Origin of the sequence: Halomonas halocynthiae DSM 14573 (assembly GCF_000425725.1) — a bacterium.
In the GTDB taxonomy this organism is placed as follows: domain Bacteria; phylum Pseudomonadota; class Gammaproteobacteria; order Pseudomonadales; family Halomonadaceae; genus Halomonas; species Halomonas halocynthiae.
The window spans coordinates 217452-241682 of record NZ_AUDZ01000013.1 but is presented as its reverse complement, the minus strand read 5'-3'; the positions used below and the strand labels follow the sequence as shown (position 1 = coordinate 241682).

Sequence of the window (24231 nt, the reverse complement as noted above, 5' to 3'; positions counted from 1 at the left end):
ACAAGGATCTTCTCATGGTGGAAAATAGGCCGTTTCTCGACTTCATGACACACCTGGTTCTGATAACCGGGGTCATCGTTGTCGCCTTTCCTGTTTATGTGGCTTTTATTGCCTCTACACATGAACCTGACGCTTTTGTCCGTGGCGTCATGCCACTGTTACCTGGGGACAACCTGATTGAGTCCTACTCAACAATGCTCAAATCAGGCTTGGATATTGGCGGCACCCCACCGGTATGGCTAATGCTAGGCAACTCCCTGGTTATGGCGCTTATTGTTGCCTTTGGGAAAATATTTATTTCTATTCTTTCTGCCTTTGCCATTGTGTATTTCCGGTTTCCTTTCCGAATCCTGGCTTTTTGGATCATTTTTATCACACTTATGTTGCCCGTTGAGGTGCGGATCATCCCCACCTATGAGGTCGTGGCCAATCTAGGAATGCTAAATTCTTATGCCGGCTTGACCCTTCCTTTAATTGCCTCAGCAACCGCAACCTTTTTGTTTCGACAGTTCTTCATGACCGTTCCCGACGAGCTAATGGAAGCCAGCCGCATGGACGGCGCCGGCCCGATGAAATTCTTTCGTGACATTCTCATCCCGGTTTCTGTCACGAATATCTCGGCGCTATTTGTGATCATGTTCATCTATGGCTGGGTTCAGTACCTCTGGCCACTGCTTGTCACCACCGAGGAAGGGTTTTACACCATCGTAATGGGAATAAAGCGCCTGATGGCTACCGCTGACAGGGAGCCAGCGTGGAACCTGATCATGGCGACCGTAACGCTCGCTATGCTTCCCCCTGTACTTGTGGTGCTTTTCATGCAGCGACTCTTTGTAAAAGGCCTAACCGAAACGGAGAAATAAGATGGCTAGCATTACGTTGGAAGGCCTTAAAAAAACCTATTCAGGCGATGTACACGCTGTACAAGGCATCGACCTAACTATTCAGGATGGCGAGCTTGTTGTGCTAGTCGGCCCGTCAGGGTGCGGAAAATCAACGCTTTTACGCATGGTTGCCGGGCTTGAAACCATCACCCAGGGCACACTAAAAATCGGCCACCAAGTGGTGAATACACTGGAGCCTGCTGAACGCGATATCGCCATGGTATTTCAGAACTATGCGCTTTACCCCCACATGACGGTATATAACAACCTCGCTTACGGGCTAAAAAACCGCGGCTTCAAAAAAGAAGAGATTAAAAAACGCGTACACAATGCCGCCAAAATTCTTGAAATAGACGATTTCCTAGAGCGCAAACCACGCCGGCTCTCTGGTGGCCAACGCCAACGTGTGGCCATGGGCCGCGCACTGGTACGCGACCCAAAAGTGTTTCTGTTCGATGAACCCCTCTCAAACCTTGACGCTAAGCTACGTGTTCAAATGCGGGTGGAAATCAAAAAACTACAGCGCCGCCTAAAAACCACTAGCCTGTATGTCACCCACGATCAACTTGAAGCCATGACGCTTGGCGATCGCTTAGTGGTACTGAATGCTGGAAAAATCGAACAAGTCGGTACGCCAATGGAAATTTATTCCCGCCCAGCCACCATGTTTGTTGCTGGATTTATCGGCTCTCCTGCAATGAACATGGTGCCATTGAAGTATATTCAAGACATTGATAATAAAAACCTTTCCCTCAACCTTCCCGCCCCGACCGACACTCTCGGAATCCGCCCTGACGCTATCTGTCTGTCCCCTCCTGAGTCACCTCACTTAACCATTGAGGCAACCCTAGAGCTGTTTGAAGCCGCAGGTTCCGAAAGCCACTTATATATACGCCTCGCAAACAGTGAGCAACCAGCGGTTATTCGCACCAACGGGCAACCACCGCAACATGAAGGCGAAATGCTCCGCGTATATGTTGCCCATGAAGCGCTTCACCCTTTTGATAGCCGCACCGGAAAACGCACCGATTAAACCTCTAAGAAGCTGGGGCCACCGCCTCGCACTAGGCAGCCCCAGCTCAGCTCAAGCTATCGAGCGTTCAGAAAATCAGCAACATCAAGCAGAATGAACTCATTATCGGCCGCCGCATCTAGCTGTCGGCCCGTGGAGCCTGGCAGGTTATTATCATTCGCCACCATGATATGCCTGTCGTCTACCTTCACTACGTTTTCAATAGTAAAAAACGGGAAGGTGAACTGCGCACTCAAATCGCGATTCGCCTGAGTATCGAGTCGGCTTTTATCGTCAGGGTCGGCAATTGCCATCAGATCAACGTAGCCTAAGCGAGCTACTCGGCCATTTTCATCCAGCGTGGAAGTGTCAATCAACACCACTCGCTTATGCTTGGCCGGGTGCGGAAAACAATCGGGCCGGGCGTCGCCCTGGCAAGCCAAGCTGGGGTCTCCTTCACCGTTGTCACGCTCTATTACTAAGGCACGGTCGCGGTCAATAAAGTTAAAGTCGCCAATGGCGGTGGCTCCATCAGCCAGCGGAAAACGAAAATGTTCTCCGGTCCATTCACCTGCAACGGGGTCGAAGGCCATAACGTTCAAGTCACGGCCATCTGGCTCACCATTGGCATCAAGCAAGGGCTTCTCCAGCATCGCCCATAACAGCCCCGTTTCAGGCTGTAGTGCCAACCCTTCAAAGCCGCCTGAGCGGGGAACCTGCCAATCGCTACCCACATTAGCCAGCGCACTGATGCTGGGGTTATCCGGGCTTTTCAGCGTGGCACCGTTCAACTGCGTGGGATATACCGCTCGTATTGTGCCGTCTAGCCCAGCGCGAATCAGGTAAGGACCAAATTCTTCACCAATCCAAATTTCATCATTCACCAACTGAATACTTTCGGGGTCGAAATCGGCACCAGTTAAGTAGCGAGACTCAGTACCTTCGTAAGCAATACGGAAAGGTATTTTGGCGCCTGGGTCGCGTAAATAAATTGTCTCTTTAACGTCAACTTGGCCGGTATCGAAGTTCGGTGCCATGCGGTGGAAAAACAACATGGCATCTGGGCTGTTAGCTTTAGAGCCAAAGCCGTTATCAGTCAGCACGTAAAAGGCACCATCTGCGTCTTGCTCCATCGCAAAGCCTGACAACCCTTGCAGTGGTTGGCCAATAAACGGCGTAGCCAGCTCGGTGCTGCGGTTACCGTGTAAGGCACCGGTGTTGCCATACCGGCTCATAGGAACCTGGTTGCGCGTGGCGTCAATAAACTTACCGCTTAACCAGGCATCTTGAGGCGCATCAGCGGGCGGGGTAAGCAGTGACAGCGCGGGTATCCAGGCATGGCCAACCAACGTGGCGGTATACGATTTCTCTTCCGCTTGAATGACACCGCTCAAGCCAAGAGTGGCCAACAGCACGGCGCGAGATATTCGCTTCATTTCTACTCCTGTTACATTGAGTTAACAATCAGGCGTAGTAAAAAGGCGATTGAAGACAAGCGCATTACAGCTAGGTGACGATAGTAAAGTAGCCGTTAGCGGCTTGATCAAAACCCGCGGCTTTATTGCCACGCCACTGCAGGCATGGCCACCCCTCAACACGGGCCACTTCAGCCAACACTGGGTCAGGGTTTACCGTGATGGCTCGGTCGACTCGGCTAAGCAGCGGCAGATCATTTTGAGAGTCAGAATAAAAGCTTACATGACTGGCTATCATATTCTGTTCAGCTAACCACGCATTCAACCTAGCCACTTTACCAGCGCGGTACGAAAGTTCGCCGCGAGTCTCGCCGGTAAATCGGCCATTTTCACTTACCAGATCAACAGAAATGACATCGTCAATGCCGAGCGCTTCGGCGACTGGCCCAACTAGGTGACGCGATGAAGCGGAGATGAGTAACAGCCTGTCTCCTTGCTGCTGGTGTCGAGCCAGTAACTCACGCCCCTGGGGAAATAGCCGCGGTACAATCCTCGCCGAGACAAAAGTCGCCACCTCTTTACTTACCTCATCCACCTCCCGCCCAGCCAAGGGCGCAAGGGTCAGGGCTAAGTAATCTTCCAGCCTGAGCCGGCCTGCGTGATAGGCCGCATTCATTGACTGCGTGCGTGCCAGGAACTCGCCAGGCGACGTGACCCAACCACGCTCGACCATCCAGTTATTCCAAAGCGCACTACAGTCGCCATCCGGCAGTGTGTCATCAAGGTCAAACAAGGCGAAACGCATGACATCCTCCAAAGGCCAAGTAGCAACGGCTCAATAGCCTGCGCCAACGGCATGACAGGGGCATGACATATGCACAACCCGACAAAACCAGGCACCTCACCAGCGCTGACTAACCACCCGATAGCGACTTCACAGCAGCAACAAGCACAGGCCATTACGCTTGGAAGATATTTACCAACAACGCCTTTCGCCGCTTGGGATTCATCGACCAACAATGCTAAATTAAGCTAATGCTTATAGGAAAGGCTGAAACAACAGCAAACGCCTGCGACGTATAATGCAACACGCCTAGCGACTTATGTTCTCAAACAGAGCCATGGTAATTTATGTATATGTCAAACAGCTGTCGAGCCAACGTATAGGCAAAATAACATTATGGAAGGCACGCGCATTCAAGTGAATAAACGAGCGTGCTACCTACTACCTGTTAGGTTCAGGAGATGCTGAGATGTTTGAGTTTCTCATCGTGGGAATTTCCATATTTGGTGATGGCCATTGGAGCTGCTCCTATGAATATGAGTATCCTCAGCAAAATGTAAGAGAAAAATTCATTAGCGATATTAAATACGACAATGATCTTTCGTATGTTTCTTCAAGCAAAATAATTTATAGCCACATAAATGAAAACGAGGTGTTTGCCCAGTTCTCATATGAAGGAGAAGGCGTGGCCAAAGTGCAGGGTAACCAGTTTTACCTCGACGGGCATGTGTTCAATGTAGTGAAGGATTTCGACATAACTGGACATTTCGGAGATGGATACACTAACGAGATTTTAGAATTTTTCAATGCGCCAATAAGCCCCGAAGAGGCGACGTTAACTGTGATCTCAAGAAGCAGCACCAACATGGTGGTTGAACATGAACGGTCCGGAACGCTCACGGAGTGCGAGGCACTAAGTCGTGAGCCGTACAACACTTAACCAATCGCGTCACGCGGAAAGGCTAAAGTGAGCTGGTACGCTTTGGCGTTATACAATAAATGGCGTTCACTATGAAAATGATAGATTATTCGGAAAAAAGTGTTCTTTGTTGGCTAGCAACGAGTGATCTTGATGCAACCCCCAATGTCTCACCAAAAGAGATTTTTCAGTTCTTAAATGAAGACCACATGCTCATCGCCAATATAGCGTCACCAGAAAGTGAGCGGAATATTCGAAGCAACCCACAAGTATGCGTATCATTTATCGATATTTTTGAGCAACGAGGTTTCAAAGTAAAAGGCTCTGCGCGGGTAGTTACTTCCAGTGATACTGAGTGGACTGGTTATCTATCTATTTTGGCAGAGCTTGCGGGCGAAAACTTTCCAATAAATAGCATTTTTGAAATTACAGTAAAGTCATCATCGAAAATTCTAGCGCCAAGTTATTTTTTATTCCCAAAAACCACCCCGGAAAGCCAGGTAAAGGGCGCTTTATTGACATACAACGTCCAGAAAAAATAGTTGCACAAAGAAGCATTTAAGAATGATTTATAACGCTTAACATTTTTGAATTATGTTTGGCTTTCATGTTTACGGCACAGTAATTTTAGGTTAAGCGGCAACGTTTATCATACCTTAATCTCAGAGTTACTAAAGAGAAAAAGCAGTGAATATTAGAGAAGCAATAAAAGAAGACTGGGATTCGATATGGCCAATATTCCATGAAATAATTCTGGCCGGTGAAACATATGCATACGAAACGAATACCACCAAAGAACAGGCTGAAAAAATCTGGTTAGAGGCACCACGCAAGACCTATGTATTTGAGGAAGATGGCAGAATATTAGGTACGTATTACTTAAAAACCAATCAAGCCGGCCCTGGTAAGCATGTTTGTAATTGTGGGTATATGGTTTCTTCACTGGCAAGGGGCAAAGGTCTAGCTACATCCATGTGTGAGCATTCTCAAAAAATAGCAGTGGAGCTGGGCTACAAAGCCATGCAATTCAATTTTGTTGCATCAAGCAATGAAGGTGCTGCTCGCCTATGGGGCAAGCTAGGCTTCGACATCGTTGGTCGTTTGCCAAAAGCATTTAACCATCCGACACAAGGCTACGTAGATGCCTTGGTAATGTATAAATGGCTACACGCATAATAAGGCCAGTCAGCAGAACACGCTGAAGCGAGCTGGGGCGCTTTGGCGCTAGGCATTTCGTATCATTCATCAATAATGGAAAGAGAACCATGAAACATCAATTTAAAGGAAAGCGCGTTTTGGTAACAGGCGGCAGTCGTGGAATTGGCGCGGCCATCGTTACACGTTTCGCCCAGGGTGGCGCAGATGTCGCCTTAACGTATTCCAACTCGGCGAAACGCGCAGAAGACATGGTAGAACTAGCCAAAAATCTGGGTGTAAAGGCAATTGCTATTCAGGCAGATAGCGCAGATGCCAATGCCGTTATAGCGGCAGTTGAGCACACCGTATCTGAACTTGGTGGCATTGATATTCTTGTCAATAATGCTGGGGTGGCGCTGATGGCACCTCTTGAGGAATTTACATTAGAAGACTTCGATAAAACCTTGGCGGTAAATGTCCGCGCAGTATTTGTTGCAACGCAGGCGGCAAGCAAATACATGCAGCAAGGAGGTCGTATCATCAATATTGGCAGCACCAATGCTGAGCGTATGCCGGTCGCTGGTGGCGGTGTCTATGCCATGAGCAAATCCGCACTGCAAGGCTTGGTTAAAGGCCTGGCTCGGGACTTAGGCCCACGCGGAATAACCATTAATAATGTACAGCCAGGGCCAGTGAACACAGAAATGAACCCAGAAAGCAGTGAATTTGCCGAAACACTTAAGGGGTTTATGGCGTTATCTCGCTACGGCACTGTCGAGGAAATTGCTAGCATGGTAGCTTATTTAGCGAGTACTGAAGCGGGGTATGTTACTGGCGCAAGTTTAATGGCCGACGGTGGATTTAGCGCATAGCACTCCTACCAAGGCTAAGTACGGCGACGCCTGCGACATAACGGCTTCGCCTCTATTCCATAAAACCACGGACCTCGGAAACAGCCATGCTGGCTGGGTAACGCACACCATGAAAGCGAATGACACCGCGTATTCAATAGCAGTAAGTTTTCTCGGTACGCGGGCTGTAACGCGTCACCCACATGGCAGCCTTGACACAATCCATAAGCTTTGGCGGCTTGGTCTGCGTATCCATACAACAGCTTCTTTTTTGTATATCTATACAGTATTATTGGTTCCGGCAAATCGCGCAAGCGCGCGAACTCTGGATAGGTGGCCGAACTATATTTAGGTGCTTGAAAAATCAATGAGTTGGAGGAAATGACGCGCGCCAGATAATATTATTGAACGCGCAAGGTTGTTCATCCAATATCAGGACGCGCAGTCTAATCACTGTTAAATGGCCTTGCATAACCTCAGCTTAAAACTGTGGCGAAATCCTCTAACTAATAAGGAAGTTATAAATTGACAACATCATTAAGAGAAGATGCATTAAAATTTGGTAAAATTAAAGAAGTTGACGGTGCCTCAATTATACTTCATGCAGATATTCTAGAGCGCGAGTTTCAAGGTATAAAGCACTGCGCTGAGGTTGGTGCTTATGTTAACTGTGGCGGAGCGCACGGTAATACAATTTGTACCATAAGCAAAGTTCAGATCACTGAAATTGAGAAAACAAAAAGATCAGATGATGGGTTTGAAATTGTTAGGGAAGAGAGGAAAGTAGTAACCCTTTCAATATTGGGTTGTGCTATTAATGGTAAGTTTAATCGAGGCACCAAACGTCTTCCCACAATAAATTGTGATACATACTTTCTTAGCAGTGACCAAGTAAACCAATTAATAGGCATAGACCTAGAAGAAGACAAAGAGCACTTTTGCGTTACTGATTCAAACGATGATAATCAAACGTATTTAAACTTAGATAAGCTAATGGGGCGGCATACAGCCATATTGGGTACTACAGGTAGTGGTAAAAGTTGTACCGTTGCATCGATAGTTCAATCAATATTATCAAGCTATGAGTGCCCTAGAATATTATTTTTTGATATTCATAATGAATACCCTTCAGCATTTGGCTATAACGATAAAGCACCAAACGAAGACTTTAAAAATAGAACAAATGCAATTCCTTGGAATAAATTTACACTCCCATACTGGTTTTTAGATTTAGAAGAGTTCTTCGGTGTTTATAATCTTGAGCCTGGATCTAATCAGAAAGCCATAATAAAAAGGCTTATAACGAAACAAAAAGAAATAGAAGCTAAAAAGCAAAATATTGATGATGTAGTAGTTTCTGCAGATTCACCAATATTTTTCAATATTGATACTCTTTTAGATGAAATAGTAACTGAAAGAGACGCTCAAAATAATGCCACAGCCAAGAAACCATATGAGAGCATTCTCCTAAAGCTCCAAGCTGTTCGACATGATACTCGTTACTCATTTCTTCATAGGAAAATTAATAGTGAAACCTCAATAGTCGAATACTTTGAATTTATATTAGGCCTAGCTAAATCTGAAGCATACTTAAACATATTAGATTTAAGTGGCTTGCCATCAGAAGTAAGAGCTGTATGTGTTGGTGTTATATCAAGATTGTGTTTCGATTTTAAATATTGGGATATAGACCCTGAAAACATTCCTCTTAACTTAGTATTAGAAGAAGCTCACACTTATATTCCAGAAGAAAGCGATTCAAAATTCAACATAGCAAAAGAACGGGTTGAAAGAATTGCTAAAGAAGGCAGGAAGTACGGTATTGGTTTGACAGTTGTTACCCAACGCCCATCAAATGTTTCTACGACAGTGTTATCGCAATGTGGTACATACATTGCCCTTCGACTTACCAATGATCTAGACCAAAACAAGATTAAAAGGTTATTGCCAGACACATTAGCTGGTCAAGTTGACTTCTTACCTAGCCTTAGAGACGGTGAAGCATTTGTTTCTGGAGATTCAATTAATTTACCAAGAAAAGTTCAATTTCGAGAGCCTAACCCAATGCCTAGAAGTAATGATGTTAGATATCATAAGTCTTGGAAGTTAGGGAAGCCTGAGAGCTATTCATTAAAAGCCTTGGTTGACTCTTGGCATAAGCAGGAAAAATCTAAATGAAGATTGACTCCATAAAACTTTGTGGTTGGCGCTCATATGATTTAAATGGCGTCTATATGAGCGGCTTAAAGTCAATTAACTTAATTATTGGACCAAATAACTCAGGGAAATCTAATTTAGCGAAATATTTTAATTACTTAAAAAGTATAGCTAGTGAAAACCTGAATGTTGGAACTGCGATTTCAGTTGCCACTGAACTTGATGAAAGCCAAACATGGGGCTGGGAAAAGGAGAAAATTAACTGTGAAATTTTACTTTCAAACGATAATATCTTCACGGAAAATGATAAAATTTCTTATACGGTAAGTGAGAATGAAGTTACGCTAGATTGCTACCATGACGTTAGTTCTAATACATCTGTTTTAAACATGAAGGTTAATGGTAAGCATATCTTCAATGATAGTAATTTAATCTGTTCTGATTTGGAAGCAGATACATGGATAGACCCGACTGACGATGTAGCAGGGTTTAGTGATAATGAATTTTATTGGAGAAGTTTCTTAAATTCATTGGTATTTGTTGACCCTATTCGACATCACTCGCGTAATTCGAATAATGAGCAAAGCTACTATTTTGATGGCGCAAAAATTATTGAAGAGCTTGATAAGTTAAGACTCGACAGAGCAACTCCATCAAACTGGGCTGGATATAAAAAACAAATTAAGCTGTGGCTAACTGATATTTTATCTGAGCAAGTAACTAATATTGAAGTTGTAGATAAGGATTTAAATCTTGAGTTTACATCAGGACTATCCTTTTCTTTAGATCAGTTAGGTACTGGGGTTTCTCAAATAGTGATGTTGCTATCACACCTTTGGATTAACAAGGAAGTCAATTTAAACGTCTTTCTTGAAGAACCAGAAGCCAATTTACACCCAGAAGCAGTAGTTAAACTTATAAGTATTTTTGAGAAAGAGCTAATAAATCATAGATTCTTTATCACTACTCATTCTCCATCCCTTATTGACTGCCTAAATGAAAACTGGGCTGTATACAGAACTTTAAAATCGCCCAATGGCGCAAGCTCGATTACCCCGAATGACAATGTAATCAAGTATTATGAAACATTAGATTCATTGGGCGTAAAAGCTTCTCAAATACTTCAAGCTAATACTGTTTTATGGGTTGAAGGGCCTAGTGATAGGATTTACTTGAAAAAATGGATTGATATATATTCTGACGGAGAACTGAAAGAAGGAAAAGACTACTCCTTCTTATACTTTGGTGGTACAAACTTAGCCTCTTTCACAGTACTAGATGATATTGGTGAAAATCTAATTAATATTTTTAGCACCAGTAGGAAGGCATGCTTGATTGCCGATTCTGATTGTTCTTCGCAAGCAGACCGAGATGATGAGGGTTTTAAAGCATATCTAAGTTCTATGTTGGATAAACTTCGAACAGCCAATGCTGATAATGCTGGTTTAGATTCAACATTAGATGATTATGTCAAAGTGTGGATTACGGAAGGTCGTGAAATTGAGAATTATATTTGCAAAGATCTATTCTTTGATATTTTAACTAGTCAAGGTTTCAAGCGTGAATCAATTGGTCAGGGAAATAACCATAAGAAACTGTCGTTAAAATCAACTCAAGCTTCAGACTTTATATTCGAAAAATTTGATTCATTCGATAAAGCTATTTCCGATTGTTATCAATTTGATGATGCTACTCAGCCAGATGCACCTTCATTGAGTAATATTGCTTTAAGTTATGCAAGAAAAAAAGTACCTATTGCTAAAGCGGTAGTCGATAAGCTCGATAAAACACATTGTTCGATGCATGACCTAGAAAATAAACTGAAAGATTTAGTTGAGTTTATTCGGAAATAGTTTGGTTGGAATCGGCCATTTAACAAGGCCATTAAGTCGGATTCGTAACAGCTTGCTCGGTTCCACTTCGTTTCACATTTTAGCAAGCTATTGCTCACCGCTTATGGCGGCGTTAAACACAAGATACGTTGTTCACCCCTTAAGCGAGCGTTATTCCTCAAAAATCCCCGAACCGGTCCTGTAGCAGCGCTAGCGCGACAACGGGGGCGGTTTCGGTACGCAGGATACGTGGGCCAAGGGTGAGGGCGTCGAAGCTGGCAGCCTGGGCGTTTGCTACTTCTGCAGCGCTAAGCCCGCCTTCGGGGCCTATCAACAGAGCAGCGCTTGCTGGAGTGTCTTGGCGCTCTAACGCACCGGGAGTCCCAGGGTGTAGCACCAGCCGCAGTGCTTCGTTGCGTAGCGCCAGCCAATCAGCCAGTGCCATGGGTGGATGAACAGGAGGCAAGGTAGCACGGCCACATTGCTCGCAAGCGCTGGCAGCAACGGCTTGCCAGTGGGCGAGCTTTTTGGCTTCGCGGTCGCCTTTGAGGCGCACGTCACCGTGCTCGGTATAGAGCGGCGTAATGGCGGCAACCCCCAACTCAACGGCTTTCTGAATGGCGTAGTCCATCCGGTCGCCCTTCGAGATCGCCTGGCCCAGGTGTACCGCCAACGGCGACTCGCCCAGCCCTTCGGTAACGCTTTCTATGCGTGCCACTACGCGCTTGCGTTCGGCTTCGACCAGCACGGCGCACGCTTCGTTGCCGTTACCATCAAACAACCGCAACGGTGCGCCCGTGCCCAACCGCAGCACTCGGGCAACATGACGTGCCGGCCCTTCAGGCAGAACGACCTCGCCGCCGGCTATTAGCTCGGCGGCGAGGTGGATGCGCGGTCCGCGAACCGTCATCGGTTGCCTTACTCAGCCGAGGGCGCGTTGTCGCCCTGCTGTTCAACGTCCTGCTTCTTACGCTGAGCGTAGATAGCTTCAAAGTTAACCGGCGCCAGCATCAGCGGCGGGAAACCACCACGGTTAACCAGGTTATCGATGCACTCGCGGGCATACGGGAACAGCAGGTTAGGGCAGAACGCGCCCAGAGTGTGGTCTAGCTGAGCCCCTTCAATGCCACCGATGCGGAACAGACCGGCTTGCTCAACTTCGGCCAGAAAAGACGTTGCACCGTCTTCATTGTGGGTCACTTGCGCGGTAACTTTGACCACCACTTCGTAGAGGTCGTCACGGATGTGGCGCGAGCTGGTGTTAAGGTCTAGCCCAACCTTAGGCTTGAAGCCCGCTTCAAAGATGGTTGGCGAGTTCGGCGCTTCAAAAGAAATATCTTTTACATAAACGCGCTGCATAGAAAACTGCACTTGCGGGCGCTCTGCATCACCGGCCTGGCCAGCCTGTCCGTTGGCTGCGTTTGGCGTGTTGTCTTCTGCCATGAATACTGTCCTTTTGGGTCAATGATTCGAAATGATTGGGCTGTTTACTTCCTAACCAGCGGCAAGCTGTCTGACTGCCACTGCATAATGCCACCCTGCAGTTTAAAGACGCGCTCAAAACCGGCTTTACTCAGTTTGGCCTGGGCAGCGCCCGCGGTTTGACCAGTTTTGCACACAATAATGATCGGCTCGCTCTTGAACTTGTCGAGCTCGCTCATACGATCCTCCAGACGGCTCTGGGGAATATTGCGCGCACCAGCAATATGGCCGGTTTTGAAGTCCTTGGCCTCGCGGGTATCTACCACAATGGCATCTTCGCGGTTGATCAACTGGGTCGCCTCGCTGGTGCTCACGCCATTAGACTGAGCACTACGCATCTCATAAACCAGCCAGGCCAGCAGCACCACAACAAAGGCACCCACCAGCAGCGGGTTATTCATTACAAATTCAATAATCTGGTCAATCATGACGTAGGCTAAACTCTTGTCAGGTGCGTGTCAGGTGCGCGGTAGTAAGTCGTGATAACAGTGTCCGATACATCAGCGCGGTTAGTATACATGAAGCCGTAGCTCCACGACTCAAAGGGTGTACCAAATGACGTCTGGTAAGGCCATGCGATATGATGCCGTAAGCGAAGACAAGTCGCGACCCCAGTCACACTTGCTGCTGGGATCGGGTCAGGCCCCAACACGAGACAAACCATGAACGATGCTACCACCTCTACTGCCCGCCCCGTGGCGCTGATCATCCTTGATGGCTACGGACACAACCCAGACGCCGTACACAATGCCATTATGGCGGCCAACACGCCCACCATGGACAAGCTGCAGCGTGAGCGCCCTGCAACGCTGATTCATACTGATGGCCGCAATGTAGGGCTGCCCGATGGCCAAATGGGTAACTCTGAAGTTGGCCATATGAACCTGGGTGCAGGACGCATTGTCTACCAAGACTTCACCCGCATCACCAAGGCGATAGAAGATGGCGAACTGGCAGCCAACTCGGTATTAACAGCGCCTATTGATGCCGCGGTGGCGGCGGGCAAGGCCGTACATTTAATGGGCCTGCTGTCGCCCGGCGGCGTACACAGCCATGAAGACCACATCATCGCGGTGGCCGAGCTAGCGGCAGCGCGCGGCGCTAAACAGATTTACCTGCATGCGTTTTTGGATGGCCGCGACACGCCGCCACGCAGTGCCCAGGCGTCTATTGAGCGGCTTAACGCTCGTCTGGCTGAGCTGGTTGGTGCCGAACACGGGTTTATCGCCTCGCTGATCGGACGCTATTTCGCTCTGGACCGCGACAACCGCTGGGACCGCGTTGAACAGGCCTATCGCCTAGTTACGGAAGGGCATGCCAGCTATCAGGCCACAACGGCTCTGGCTGGGCTGCAGGCAGCCTATGCCCGTGACGAGAATGACGAGTTTGTCACGGCCACAGCCATTACTCCCCACGGCCAGCCTGTGCATGTGGAAGATGGCGATGCGCTGTTGTTCCTGAACTTCCGCTCTGACCGTGCCCGCGAGCTGAGCCGCGCATTTGTTGACGACGATTTCACCGGTTTCAGCCGTAACCTGCGCCCACAGTTGGCGGGTAACGGGCTGGTCAGCCTGACTCAGTACGCGGCAGATATCGCAACATCAATTGCCTTTCCGCCAGCCACGCTCAACAACACCCTGGGTGAGTTGATGGAGCAACGCGGCCTCACTCAGCTTCGTATTGCCGAAACCGAGAAATACGCTCATGTAACGTTTTTCTTCTCTGGCGGCCGCGAAGAGGAATATCAGGGCGAAACCCGCATTCTGGTGCCCTCGCCCCAGGACGTGAAAACCTACGACGAAAAGCCCGAAATGAGCGCCGTCGAGGTCACTGATCGGCTAGTCGCTGCTATTGCGTCGGGCGACCATGACCTGATCGTGTGTAACTACGCCAACGGCGACATGGTCGGTCATACCGGCGATTTCGAGGCGGCTGTAGCAGCCATTGAAGCCGTAGATGCTTGCATTGCCCGCGTGGTGGAAGCCATCGAGAAAGCGGGCGGCGCTTGCTTGGTCACCGCCGATCACGGTAACGCCGAGCAAATGGTCAACCCCGATACTGGCGCACCCCAAACCGCACACACCACCTTTCCGGTGCCGCTGGTTTATGTCGGCCAGCGCTCACTTGAGCTAGCGCCCGACGGCAGGCTATGTGATATCGCCCCCACCCTGCTAACGCTGATGAATCAGCCAATACCCGCGGAAATGACCGGCCTAAGCCTGATTCGCGAGGCCTAAGGGAGTGCGATTGGCCTTGGCCCAACGTTCGCGCCTGAAAACCACGCTGCTAGCCGCAGTGCTTGGGCTATGCCTGCTGCCGATGTATGCGGCAGGCCAAAGCGTTAATCAGGCCAAGGCCACACTTGATGACATCGGCCAGCAGATCAAGAATGCCAACCGCGACCTGGCGACCACTCATTCGGCCCGCGACAGTGCCAGCGCCGAACTGCGCGCGCTGGAAACCAAGCTGGCCGACACTCACCAGCGGCTGTCTGCGCTACAGGAAGAGCAAAACACCCTAGAGCTCAGCATCGGTGAACTACAAGCGCGTCAGGAGCACCTTAACCGCGCGCAAGAAGAGCAACTGCAAGCACTGGCAGAACAGCTGGATGCTCTCTATCGGCTGGGCCAGACGCCACAGCTTAAACTGCTGCTCAACCAGGATGATCCGGCGCAGCTTGACCGCATCCAGACCTACCTTAATCATCTCACTCGGGCTCGCCAAACCATTCTCAACACACTGGCCCAGCTAGAAAGTGCGGTGGCTGAAAACACCCAAACGCTCCATGAACGAGACAATGAGCTGAATATTCTGGCCGAGTCTCTTGAGCAAACCAGCGCTGATTTAGCGCGCCAAGTGGCCCAGCGTGAAACGCTGGTCAAACAATTGAACGAGCAATACGCCAGCGAAGAAGCGCGCTTGGTGAAACTGGACCAAGATCGCGCTCATGCCGAACGTATTTTGCAGCAGGTTCAAGAAAAGCTGGCACGTATGAACCGCCCACCGCCCTCTACAGGTATCGAACAAACCCGAGGAGATTTGCCCTGGCCAGCCCAGGGGCGAATTATTTCAGGGTTTCGTCATGGCCGGGGAGTACACCGTAACGGGCTCGTTATCGCCGCCAGTGAAGGCACCCCCGTCACGGCAGTACATGCCGGCCGCGTGGTGTTTGCCGACTGGATGCGCGGCTTTGGTAACATGTTAATCATTGACCACGGTGACAACGTCATGACGCTACATGCGCACCTACAGCACTTTTCGGTAGACGTTGGCCAGCCGGTGCAACGTGGTCATACGCTGGGGGCCGTGGGCTCTAGCGGCGGGCAGCCTATCGCTAGCCTGTATTTTGAAGTACGCCGCAACGGCAAGCCGATTAACCCCAGGCAGTGGATGGCACGGCGCTGATTCGGTCAGCACAGCCAACGCAACACGACCCGAGCCAGAACGACCCGAGCCACACAGAACGGGTCAGCTATTCCCAGTCCGCCAGTGGCACGCTATGCTGCCAATACACTCGCTTCAACTCATGAGAGCCTGAATGCCTTCACGCCTCTTTACCAATTTGCTTCCTGCGCCGCGCGTTGCCGCGGCGTGGTTAAGTACCTGCTTGCTGGCGCTGCCGCTGGCAGCTAACGCTCAGCAACCGGATGACTCCGACTTACCCGTGGCCGAAATTCAGGCCTTTGCTGAGGTTTTCGAGCGCATCAAACGCGCCTATGTCGATGAAGTCGACGATGCCACGCTGTTGCAAAACGCCATGCGCGGCATGCTCAACGAACTTGACCCGCACTCGGCCTATTTGGATGCCGACGCATTTCGCGACATGCAGGAAAGCGCCAGGGGCGAGTTTGGCGGCGTGGGTGTCGAAATTGGTAAACGCGACGGCCAACTCATGGTAATTACGCCGCTGGATGATACACCGGCAGCTCGCGCTGGCATCATGGCCCGCGACGCCATCCTGCGTGTCGATGACACCCCTACCGAGGGGCTGTCGCTGCAGGAAGCGCTGGAGGTTATGCGCGGTGATATCGGTACACAACTTGAATTGACGATTCTGCGCGATGGCGAAAGCGCACCGCGCAACATAACGCTGACACGAGAAACGATCAGCACACGCAGCGTAAAACATGACTTGCTGTCACCGGGTTACGGTTACTTACGCATCAGCCAGTTTCAGTCCAATACGGGTGAACAGGTCAACGAGGCGCTTGCTACACTGGCTGCCACGGGCGAGCTTAAAGGGCTGGTACTTGACCTTCGCAACAACCCTGGCGGAGTGCTTCAGGCCGCCGTTGATGTGTCTGACAGCTTTCTGGAAAGCGGTTTGGTCGTCTATACCAAGGGGCGGCTGCCGGGTATCGACCAGCGCTTTTCGGCAACAGCCACCACCGCCGCCCCAGATATCCCGCTGGTTGTACTAATCAATGACGGCAGTGCCTCGGCAGCAGAAATTGTCGCCGGTGCCATACAGGATCAACGCCGCGGCGTGGTGATGGGCACCAAAAGTTTCGGCAAAGGGTCGGTGCAGCAGCTAATTCCTCTGGGTGAAAATGAAGGACTCAAGCTCACCACCGCCCTGTATTACACGCCCAATGGCCGCTCGATACAGGCGCGAGGCATTACCCCGGATGTGGAAGTGGTGCGCGGACGTCTTGAAGTCTCTGAAAACGCCTCACAACGCCTGCGCGAAGCCGATCTTGACGGCCACCTAAAAGGCAACAATGACGTTCCCGAATACAATATTCTCAGTACCCGGTTGGAAAACGACTACCAGCTGGGCGAAGCACTCAATTTGCTTAAAGCGCTGGATGTGCTCGGCGAGCGGGCGCCGAATCGGCCATAGCTAGATAGCTACCCTGCGACAAGCATCAACGCAGGCACCGGCACCGCTTGGCGCAGCACAACGACTGATGCGCCTTAGCGCGTGGCTTTACGGCACGACAGTGGCAACCGCCCGCGCTGGCCACTCGCCTGCTGAAGAAGCAAACGCTTCACTAGGCCAAGACGATCGATGCCCGACATGCCCATATTACGCATGAGCGTCAGCGCCGGATGCTCGGCACCAAACAAGCGCCAAAAGCTCTCCATCAGTTTGAGCATCGAGGCATTGTCACCACGCCGACGTCGGGCATAACGCGCCAAACTCAGTGGGTGCCCTGCAGGAAGCCCACGCTTACGCGCCAACAACCACTCTTCGGCTAACACAGCAGCATCCATCAGCCCCAGGTTAACGCCCTGCCCAGCCAGCGGATGAATGCTGTGGGCGGCATCGCCCACCAACACAAGCCCCGGCAAATGATATTGATCGGCATGACGCTGAGTTAGCGGTAACCCATAAGCACGATCAACCGCTTGGGTTTCACCCAGCCGATGGTCGATACCCGCCGCTAGCGCCCGCCCAAGTTCCTCTGCCGGCAACGCTTGGAGTTGCTTGGCATGCGCCGGCGTAGTTGACCAAACAATTGAGCTATACCGCGAGTCGCCATCTACCGTTAACGGCAAAAACGCCAGCGGGCTACCGTCAACAAAGGCTTGGCGGGCCACACCACCATGAACGCGCTCATTTCTGACCGTGGTCACCACCGCGACATGGCCCGTATCCTGGCTTTGATAGCCAATACCGGCCATATCGCGCAACGCTGAACGGGCACCGTCGGCGGCAACTATCAACGGTGCGGTAATTGTCTCACCGTTCTCAAGCACCAACTGGTACCCATCGGTTTCATCATCCCCATAACGAACACGCTGGCTTTCAAGCCCTGAGACTCGCACACCAAACCGTTGCTGCACGTTAGGTAGCTCTGCTAAGCGTGTTTCAAGCGCAGCAACCACCACATCGTTTTCCACAATATGGCCCAGCACAGGCAAGCCCGCTTGATCGCCAATGAAATTTACCTCGCCGCTGCCTGCGGCGTCCCACACCTGCATGGCGTCGTAAGGCGTAGCACGGCGCGCGATAATCGTTTTCCAAACACCCAACCATTCCAGCAGGCATTGCGACACAGGAGAAAGCGCGCTAACTCTAACAGCCGGCTTGCCACGTCCTACCGCTTGGCTGTCCAGCTCGGTGTCTCGGGCATCCAGCAGCAATACACGAATACCTTCAATGCCCAACAAACACGCCAAACCTGCCCCCACCATGCCACCGCCAACAACCACAACCTCTGGCGGCAGCTCTCCGCTGACATTGTTGTTGCCTGTTTCGCTGAGTTTTGTATCGCTCACCGTAATACCCCCATGGCTCGGCGGGCCAGGCCGTGTCTGAGTGGCCCTGCCAGATTAAATCCTACCAGCCCCGCGGCGCGGGCATGAGACAATAGCCGATGCTCAACACCAAACAGCCGAATCAGCCCGTCGCTAAAGCGAATCACTCCATCACGGTCCGCCTCTCGGCGCTGTTCAAAATCAAGCAAGGTCGTGAGGCTGCCCAACGGCTCGCCCTGTTCGAGCCCTTCAGAAAGCGCCGCGACTAAATCCATGACCCCACGAAGCGCCAAATTGAAACCCTGGCCAGCAACGGGGTGTAAGGCATGCGCCGCATTGCCCAAAACAGCCAGCCCTGGGCGCACCGTTTCTTCAGCAGTAATCAAGCTAAGCGGGTACGCGTAACGCTGGCCGACACGCCGAAAACGCCCGGCGCGGTCACCGAAAGCACACTGCAGCTGCGCAAGGAAGTCTCCATCAGAAAGTGCCATACGCTGCTTTTCCAAGCCCTGCTCATGCGTCCAGATTAGCACCATGGTTTGGCCGGACATCGGCAACAGCGCAATAGGCCCCTCGTCGGTAAAGCGCTCATAGGCGATGCCTTTATGGGGATGGCTCACCTCAACGCTGGTAATTAGTGCCACCTGCTCGTAATCACGCACTTGGCTGTGGATACCCAGTTTTTCCTTGAGCCCCGAGCGGCCACCATCAGCCAATACCGTCAAACCTGCCTCTAGGCGATTACCGTCTGACAGTGTAAGCAAATGACCCGCAGCCACCGGCTGAATGTCTTCAACCCGTGCAGGACAGTGCCAGCCCAGCGGCAACTCGGCCAAACGCCGATGTAACACTTGGCCCATCCAAGCATTGGGGATGACATACCCCATGGCCTGCTGGTCAAGATCTTCAGCGCGTAATCTGGCTGCCCCCAGGCGACCACGTTCACTGATATGGATACAACGGATCGCCATGGCACGCTCAGCCATGGCCTCCCATAGCCCCAAGCTCATAAAGTGCTGGGCCGAGCCGAGTGCAATCGCACTGGCTCTGGCGTCAAAACTGGGCTGCCCGCGTTGCTCGCTGGCGTCAGTGAGTGAAGGTAACGGCGCCGCTTCAATAACCGCGACCGAGAGCTGGTGCCGGTCAATCAGCTCAGACAGCGCGCAGCCCAAGCTGGCACCCACCAGGCCACCACCAATAATCGCCACATCAACCTGCTGCGGCGCTGGTTTTTGATCATCTTCCCGCATGACGCACCCCACAGCCATAATGTAATTACGTAAAAAAATATATCGGGCTGTTTGAGGCTTTTAAAAAACTATTTTATCGCCAAAAAACAGCTAGCTAAGCAAACGCCAAGCAATCATCAAGCGGCGCAAGCCTGTCTTTGCTCTGGAATAGCCCGTGCGCTCAACACAACATTCAATGCTGTGTTTCCGAGCCATCAGAGCGCTCCACCTGCGGGACGCCGGGGTGCTGTTCGGTATACAGCAGCATGGCAGCCATACGGGCGTGCTCAGCTAGTGAAAACAAGTCGCCCTCGTTTTCGGCGCTGTCATCAATATCTGTTTCCATCTCACCCAGCCCACGCAAATCGTCTATGGCCTCACGCAGATCATTCGACCAGCGGGCGCTGGTTTTTTCGTCGGTATCATCAATGACCTCTAAAAACCCCTGCGTCCACTCTTTAAGACCCTGGGCCTGCTCTGCCAAAGAAAACAGCTCATCTGGCAACAATGGCTCAAATTTCAGCTCGCTAGCCGATAGGCCCTCCAACGCCTGACGCCGCCAACCTAGCAGGTGTTCGGCCGACGCTTGGTCTCTGGGCTGCTCAACGCCCAGGTTCAAGCAAACCGCTTCAAGCCAAGCTTCAGCGCTCAAGTCATGCAACGCTAGCCCAGCGCTAAGGCGGCCATCAAGAAAGGCCGGCGATTGCATGCTGCCATGTATCAGGAATACATCGGCAATCGTGGAAAAATCTTGGTGTTCATCGATCAGTGACATAATAGTATCCATGCTGGTAGGCCACATGCCGCGTTGACCACGGTTAAGCGGCTCTCTTATAGTGGCTCGCTTAGAGTAACGAGAATATTCCACCCGAGATGTTAACGCATCGGGCCACCCGGACGCGCTCCTATCGAGATGTCACGCCCGCGGCCCACGCCGGAGCCCCGTAATGACCGACGCCCAGCGGCCAACAATCGACATCACCCTGCTCGACAGGCAGTACACGATTGCCTGCCCAGAAGACAAACAGCAGCAGCTGGATCGTGCTGCGCAGTATCTTGATCGCGCCATGCAGGGCATTCATTCGCAACGCAAAGGAATGGACCGTGAGCGAATTGCCATCATGACAGCACTTAACATCGCCAATGAACTGCTTGAGGTGCTAGACGAGCGGCGAACTGGCGAACAGCAAATGACGGAGCTTACCGAGCGCCTGGATCGCGTCTTGAACAAGCCATCAAACGGCTAACGCTTAAATACAACGCGCCCCTTTGGTACGGCGGGTCATTCTGCTAGGATAGCCGCGTTCCCTGGGGTGTTTGCCAGTTGTTCATCGTCCCTCGAGCCTATGCGCTTTACCCTGGAGGCCAATAGCTAGTCGGTCCTGTGTGCATGTCCGTGCGACGGAAAGCCTGACGGATCGACTGCTGGCCACCGCCTTGAACCAGTAGGTTCAAGGGCCAGAACAGCAGCGGCACCTTGGGGAACCCTCTTTCTGGATGGCAGCACAGATGACCCAGCAGCTTCAGGCTCTTAGCACTCAGCAGCTTCAGGACCGACGCGCTCTGCGTAAAATGCTGCGGCAACGGCGTCGTGCTCTTAGCCCAAAACAGCAAAAAAACGCCTCTAACCGCCTGACACAGCGCTTACGCCAGCTGCCTGACATTCAGCGCGCCCGCCACTTGGCCCTATATCTGCCCAACGATGGCGAGATTGACCCCACAGCGTTATTGCCCTGGTTAACATCTCGTAACGCTCGGGTGTATCTGCCCGTGCTCAGACCACTGGCTGATAACAGTCTGTGGTTCGTGAATTACCACCCACAAACCCCCATGGTGGCCAACCGATTCGGTATCTCAGAGCCCTCCACGCGCCATGCAGCACATCCATCACGCAGACGCCCAGCCTGGGCGCTAGATGTCATTCTGCTACCGCTTGTGGGCTTTGATGAGAATGGTGAGCGCCTAGGTATGGGCGGCGGCTTCTATGATCGCACCCTCGCTCGGCTGAAAGATAACGGTTCACGCCCTCGTTTGATCGGCATCGCTCACGACTGCCAAGGTGTCGAGCGCTTACCCACCGCCCCTTGGGATATCCCGCTGGACGCCATTGTCAGCGATAGTCGGCTGGTTATTCCTGAGCACCACAGATAAACGACGAACGGCTAATGAAAAAGCGACTGCATTTAGCCCATGAACCTAGGCTTGGCAGTCGCTTTTTTATCAGCATTTCATACATCAATTGTTAGAGATTGCCTCTCAAATGGTTGGTTAACCAACCAGCGCCTGAGCGTAGCCCGTAACCACAACACCGAGTGCAAACACCATCACAAGAACCATGATCATGTCGGGTTTACGGTTCATTATTGGTGCCTTTATTTAATTAATTAAAAGTTAATAACAATTTACAAAAATTCATTCAAGCCAATACCAACAGCTTGATTTACAGACATAAGATTAACCAATAAACACACACGTGACAACCGCCGCTTTTAACACACTGAAAAATTTTTCTTTATTTATGACTAAAGATTAACAATAAATCATTTTTTGATCTGGCGCATGTATCAGCTAAATAATGATAAGTAGATTTTCTGAAAACACAGTGATAGCCAACATTAGACAAGCTAGCCCGCCAAAGGTTCATTTTTGCCCCGTTCAATCCTGAATCACGTTGATACAGGATTGAACGGAGGCGTATTTACAAGCATTTTAAAAGGAGTGAGTACTCACATCACGCCATGAACAACTGATAGGCGGGGTTTTCAGACTCTTTCCAGTAGCGGTAGCCAATCGCATCAAAGTAACCTTCAACATTCGCTCTATCGCCATTAGGCACTTGCATGCCAACCAGCACTCGGCCAAATGCCGCTCCGTGGTTACGATAATGAAATAATGAGATATTCCAGCCTTGCGGTAAGTGCGTCAGAAAGTTCATCAATGCGCCGGGGCGCTCCGGAAACTCGAAACGGTACACTTCTTCTTCAAAGTGCTGCTGCGGACGCCCACCCGCTAGGTGGCGCAGATGAAGTTTAGCCAATTCATTATCGCTCAGGTCTTCAACTGGGTAGCCTGCTTCACGCAACCGCTCAATCAATGCCTGGCGGTCCTGCCCGTCCGGTTTGACCTGCACGCCAACAAAAATGTGCGCCTGATCCCCTCCTGCGTAACGGTAAGCAAACTCCGTCACCATACGCTTGCCGATGGTGCGGCAGAACTTCTTGAAGCTACCGGGCTTTTCAGGAATAACAACGGCCAGTATGGCCTCACGCTGCTCTCCCAGCTCTGTGCGCTCAGCAATATGCTGCAGACGGTCAAAATTAGTATTGGCACCAGAGTTGATACACAGCAACGTCTGATTTTCGATCTCATTATGTTGAATATATTTCTTGAGACCTGCCAGCGCTAAGGCGCCAGAGGGCTCCGACACGGCCCGCGTGTCGTCGAAAATATCCTTGACTGCCGCACAAATCTCATCGGTATTAACCGTAATCACACCATCCACTAGGTCGCGCATCAGCGCGAAGGGGACTTCGCCAACCTGTGCTACAGCCACGCCTTCGGCAAATACACCCACTTGTTCAAGCACCACGCGCTCACCGGCCTCTAGCGCGGCCTTAAGGCAAGCGCTATCTTCCGACTCAACGCCAAACACCTTAATTTCAGGGCGCAGATACTTCACATAGGCAACAATACCGGCAAGCAACCCGCCACCGCCTACCGGTACAAAAATAGCGTCCAGCGGGCCGGCATGTTGACGCAGAATTTCCATCGCCACTGTGCCTTGCCCAGCGATAACATCAATATCATCAAACGGTGGAATGTAAGTGTAGCCGTGCTCGTCAACCAACTCGCGTGCATGCTCGACAGCCGCAGCAAAGGCATCGCCTTTGAGCACCACTTTAGCGCCTCGAGCACGAACCGCCGCCACCTTAATTTCAGGTGTGATTTGCGGCATGACAATAATCGCTTTCACTCCCATCAGCTTGGCCGCCATGGCCAAGCCCTGTGCATGGTTACCGGCTGATGCAGCAATCACGCCTTTGCTCTTCTGTTCATCTGTTAGCTGCGCCATTTTGTTATAGGCGCCACGAATCTTGAATGAATAGACGGGCTGCAGGTCTTCACGCTTGATCAATATCTGATTTTTGAAACGGCGTGACAGAAAAGGCGCCGGTGAAATAGGCGTTTCGTGTGCGGCCTCATAAACATGGGCCTTGAGAATTTTCTTAACAGTAGCTTCAAGCATCCTGGTATCCCGATGGGTAACACGAGCACACCGCAAACGCGGCCGAGGTGTAACGAATGTGCAACAAGGAAAAACCTCC

22 protein-coding genes and 1 other RNA gene are annotated in these 24231 nt (G+C 50.9%); 14 read left to right on the top strand and 9 right to left on the bottom strand.

Features of this window, described 5'->3' with window-relative positions; genetic code table 11:
- Nucleotides 1-14: 14 nt before the first annotated feature.
- Nucleotides 15-863, top strand: coding sequence for a sn-glycerol-3-phosphate ABC transporter permease UgpE (gene ugpE / locus H616_RS0101145; RefSeq protein ID WP_027965716.1), 849 nt, complete (start codon nt 15-17; stop codon nt 861-863).
- A 1-nt stretch (nt 864) separates the two neighbouring features.
- Complete coding sequence (locus H616_RS0101140; RefSeq protein ID WP_027965715.1) at nt 865-1917, top strand: sn-glycerol-3-phosphate import ATP-binding protein UgpC; 1053 nt, start codon at nt 865-867, stop codon at nt 1915-1917.
- A gap of 56 nt (nt 1918-1973) precedes the next feature.
- Here H616_RS0101140 and H616_RS0101135 read toward each other — a convergent pair whose 3' ends face one another.
- Together H616_RS0101135 and H616_RS13925 are read right to left on the bottom strand one after the other, a co-directional pair.
- Entirely contained in the window at nt 1974-3332 is a 1359-nt protein-coding gene (locus tag H616_RS0101135; RefSeq protein WP_027965714.1) for an esterase-like activity of phytase family protein, read from the bottom strand.
- A gap of 70 nt (nt 3333-3402) precedes the next feature.
- Nucleotides 3403-4116, bottom strand: a complete 714-nt coding sequence (locus H616_RS13925; protein ID WP_051233867.1) for an HAD family hydrolase — start codon at nt 4114-4116, stop codon at nt 3403-3405.
- Nucleotides 4117-4564: 448 nt separating this feature from the next.
- Between H616_RS13925 and H616_RS0101125 the strand changes: the two genes are divergently transcribed.
- From H616_RS0101125 to H616_RS0101095, 6 genes are all read left to right on the top strand, one after another.
- Nucleotides 4565-5035 (top strand): hypothetical protein, encoded by a 471-nt coding sequence (locus tag H616_RS0101125; protein WP_027965713.1) that lies wholly within the window; start codon nt 4565-4567, stop codon nt 5033-5035.
- Between the two features lie 71 nt (nt 5036-5106).
- Nucleotides 5107-5556, top strand: coding sequence for a pyridoxamine 5'-phosphate oxidase family protein (locus H616_RS0101120; protein WP_051233865.1), 450 nt, complete (start codon nt 5107-5109; stop codon nt 5554-5556).
- A 145-nt stretch (nt 5557-5701) separates the two neighbouring features.
- Nucleotides 5702-6190, top strand: coding sequence for a GNAT family N-acetyltransferase (locus H616_RS0101115; protein ID WP_027965711.1), 489 nt, complete (start codon nt 5702-5704; stop codon nt 6188-6190).
- An 89-nt stretch (nt 6191-6279) separates the two neighbouring features.
- Nucleotides 6280-7023, top strand: coding sequence for a 3-oxoacyl-ACP reductase family protein (locus H616_RS0101110; protein ID WP_027965710.1), 744 nt, complete (start codon nt 6280-6282; stop codon nt 7021-7023).
- A gap of 504 nt (nt 7024-7527) precedes the next feature.
- Entirely contained in the window at nt 7528-9180 is a 1653-nt protein-coding gene (locus H616_RS0101100; protein ID WP_027965709.1) for an ATP-binding protein, read from the top strand.
- A complete protein-coding gene (locus tag H616_RS0101095) occupies nt 9177-11012 on the top strand; it encodes an ATP-dependent nuclease (RefSeq protein WP_027965708.1) in 1836 nt (611 codons plus the stop codon). The genes H616_RS0101100 and H616_RS0101095 overlap by 4 nt, the downstream gene beginning before the upstream one ends.
- A gap of 157 nt (nt 11013-11169) precedes the next feature.
- Here the strand turns inward: H616_RS0101095 and H616_RS0101090 are convergent, their stop codons facing one another.
- Genes H616_RS0101090 through H616_RS0101080 form a run of 3 tightly spaced genes read right to left on the bottom strand, consistent with a single transcriptional unit; the run spans nt 11170 to nt 12901 of the window.
- Complete coding sequence (locus H616_RS0101090) at nt 11170-11901, bottom strand: 16S rRNA (uracil(1498)-N(3))-methyltransferase (RefSeq protein WP_035572246.1); 732 nt, start codon at nt 11899-11901, stop codon at nt 11170-11172.
- 8 nt (nt 11902-11909) lie between these two features.
- Nucleotides 11910-12434: a protein-export chaperone SecB gene (gene secB, locus H616_RS0101085; RefSeq protein WP_027965706.1), complete on the bottom strand. Its 525-nt coding sequence runs from the start codon at nt 12432-12434 to the stop codon at nt 11910-11912.
- Nucleotides 12435-12478: 44 nt separating this feature from the next.
- Complete coding sequence (locus H616_RS0101080) at nt 12479-12901, bottom strand: rhodanese-like domain-containing protein (RefSeq protein WP_027965705.1); 423 nt, start codon at nt 12899-12901, stop codon at nt 12479-12481.
- Nucleotides 12902-13135: 234 nt separating this feature from the next.
- Between H616_RS0101080 and gpmI the strand changes: the two genes are divergently transcribed.
- From gpmI to H616_RS13920, 3 genes are all read left to right on the top strand, one after another.
- Nucleotides 13136-14710: a 2,3-bisphosphoglycerate-independent phosphoglycerate mutase gene (gpmI, locus tag H616_RS0101075; RefSeq protein WP_027965704.1), complete on the top strand. Its 1575-nt coding sequence runs from the start codon at nt 13136-13138 to the stop codon at nt 14708-14710.
- Nucleotides 14711-14726: 16 nt separating this feature from the next.
- Entirely contained in the window at nt 14727-15878 is a 1152-nt protein-coding gene (locus H616_RS0101070) for a murein hydrolase activator EnvC family protein (RefSeq protein ID WP_240470509.1), read from the top strand.
- Nucleotides 15879-16011: 133 nt separating this feature from the next.
- Nucleotides 16012-17316 carry a S41 family peptidase gene (locus H616_RS13920; protein ID WP_035572244.1) on the top strand — a complete coding sequence of 435 codons (1305 nt, stop codon included), beginning with the start codon at nt 16012-16014 and terminating at the stop codon, nt 17314-17316.
- 74 nt (nt 17317-17390) lie between these two features.
- Here H616_RS13920 and H616_RS0101060 read toward each other — a convergent pair whose 3' ends face one another.
- The 3 genes from H616_RS0101060 to H616_RS0101050 all read right to left on the bottom strand — a co-directional run bounded on the left by H616_RS0101060 (nt 17391) and on the right by H616_RS0101050 (nt 20681).
- Nucleotides 17391-18698, bottom strand: coding sequence for an FAD-dependent monooxygenase (locus tag H616_RS0101060; RefSeq protein WP_027965702.1), 1308 nt, complete (start codon nt 18696-18698; stop codon nt 17391-17393).
- Nucleotides 18695-19927 (bottom strand): 2-octaprenyl-6-methoxyphenyl hydroxylase, encoded by a 1233-nt coding sequence (gene ubiH / locus H616_RS0101055; protein WP_027965701.1) that lies wholly within the window; start codon nt 19925-19927, stop codon nt 18695-18697. The genes H616_RS0101060 and ubiH overlap by 4 nt, the downstream gene beginning before the upstream one ends.
- 172 nt (nt 19928-20099) lie before the next feature.
- Nucleotides 20100-20681, bottom strand: coding sequence for a UPF0149 family protein (locus H616_RS0101050; RefSeq protein WP_027965700.1), 582 nt, complete (start codon nt 20679-20681; stop codon nt 20100-20102).
- Between the two features lie 172 nt (nt 20682-20853).
- Here H616_RS0101050 and H616_RS0101045 point away from each other — a divergent pair, with 172 nt between their 5' ends.
- The 3 genes from H616_RS0101045 (at nt 20854) to H616_RS0101040 (ending at nt 22057) form a co-directional block, all read left to right on the top strand.
- Nucleotides 20854-21153, top strand: coding sequence for a cell division protein ZapA (locus tag H616_RS0101045; protein WP_027965699.1), 300 nt, complete (start codon nt 20854-20856; stop codon nt 21151-21153).
- A gap of 55 nt (nt 21154-21208) precedes the next feature.
- A non-coding RNA gene (gene ssrS, locus H616_RS15330) (6S RNA) lies at nt 21209-21394 on the top strand.
- A gap of 21 nt (nt 21395-21415) precedes the next feature.
- On the top strand, nt 21416-22057 hold the full coding sequence (locus H616_RS0101040; RefSeq protein WP_027965698.1) for a 5-formyltetrahydrofolate cyclo-ligase: 642 nt from the start codon (nt 21416-21418) through the stop codon (nt 22055-22057).
- 580 nt (nt 22058-22637) lie between these two features.
- On the opposite strand, the gene ilvA is transcribed toward H616_RS0101040, so the two are convergent.
- The gene (gene ilvA, locus H616_RS0101030) at nt 22638-24188 is read right to left on the bottom strand and encodes a threonine ammonia-lyase, biosynthetic (RefSeq protein WP_276195107.1); all 1551 of its coding nucleotides are present in this window, start codon (nt 24186-24188) and stop codon (nt 22638-22640) included.
- Nucleotides 24189-24231 lie beyond the last annotated feature (43 nt).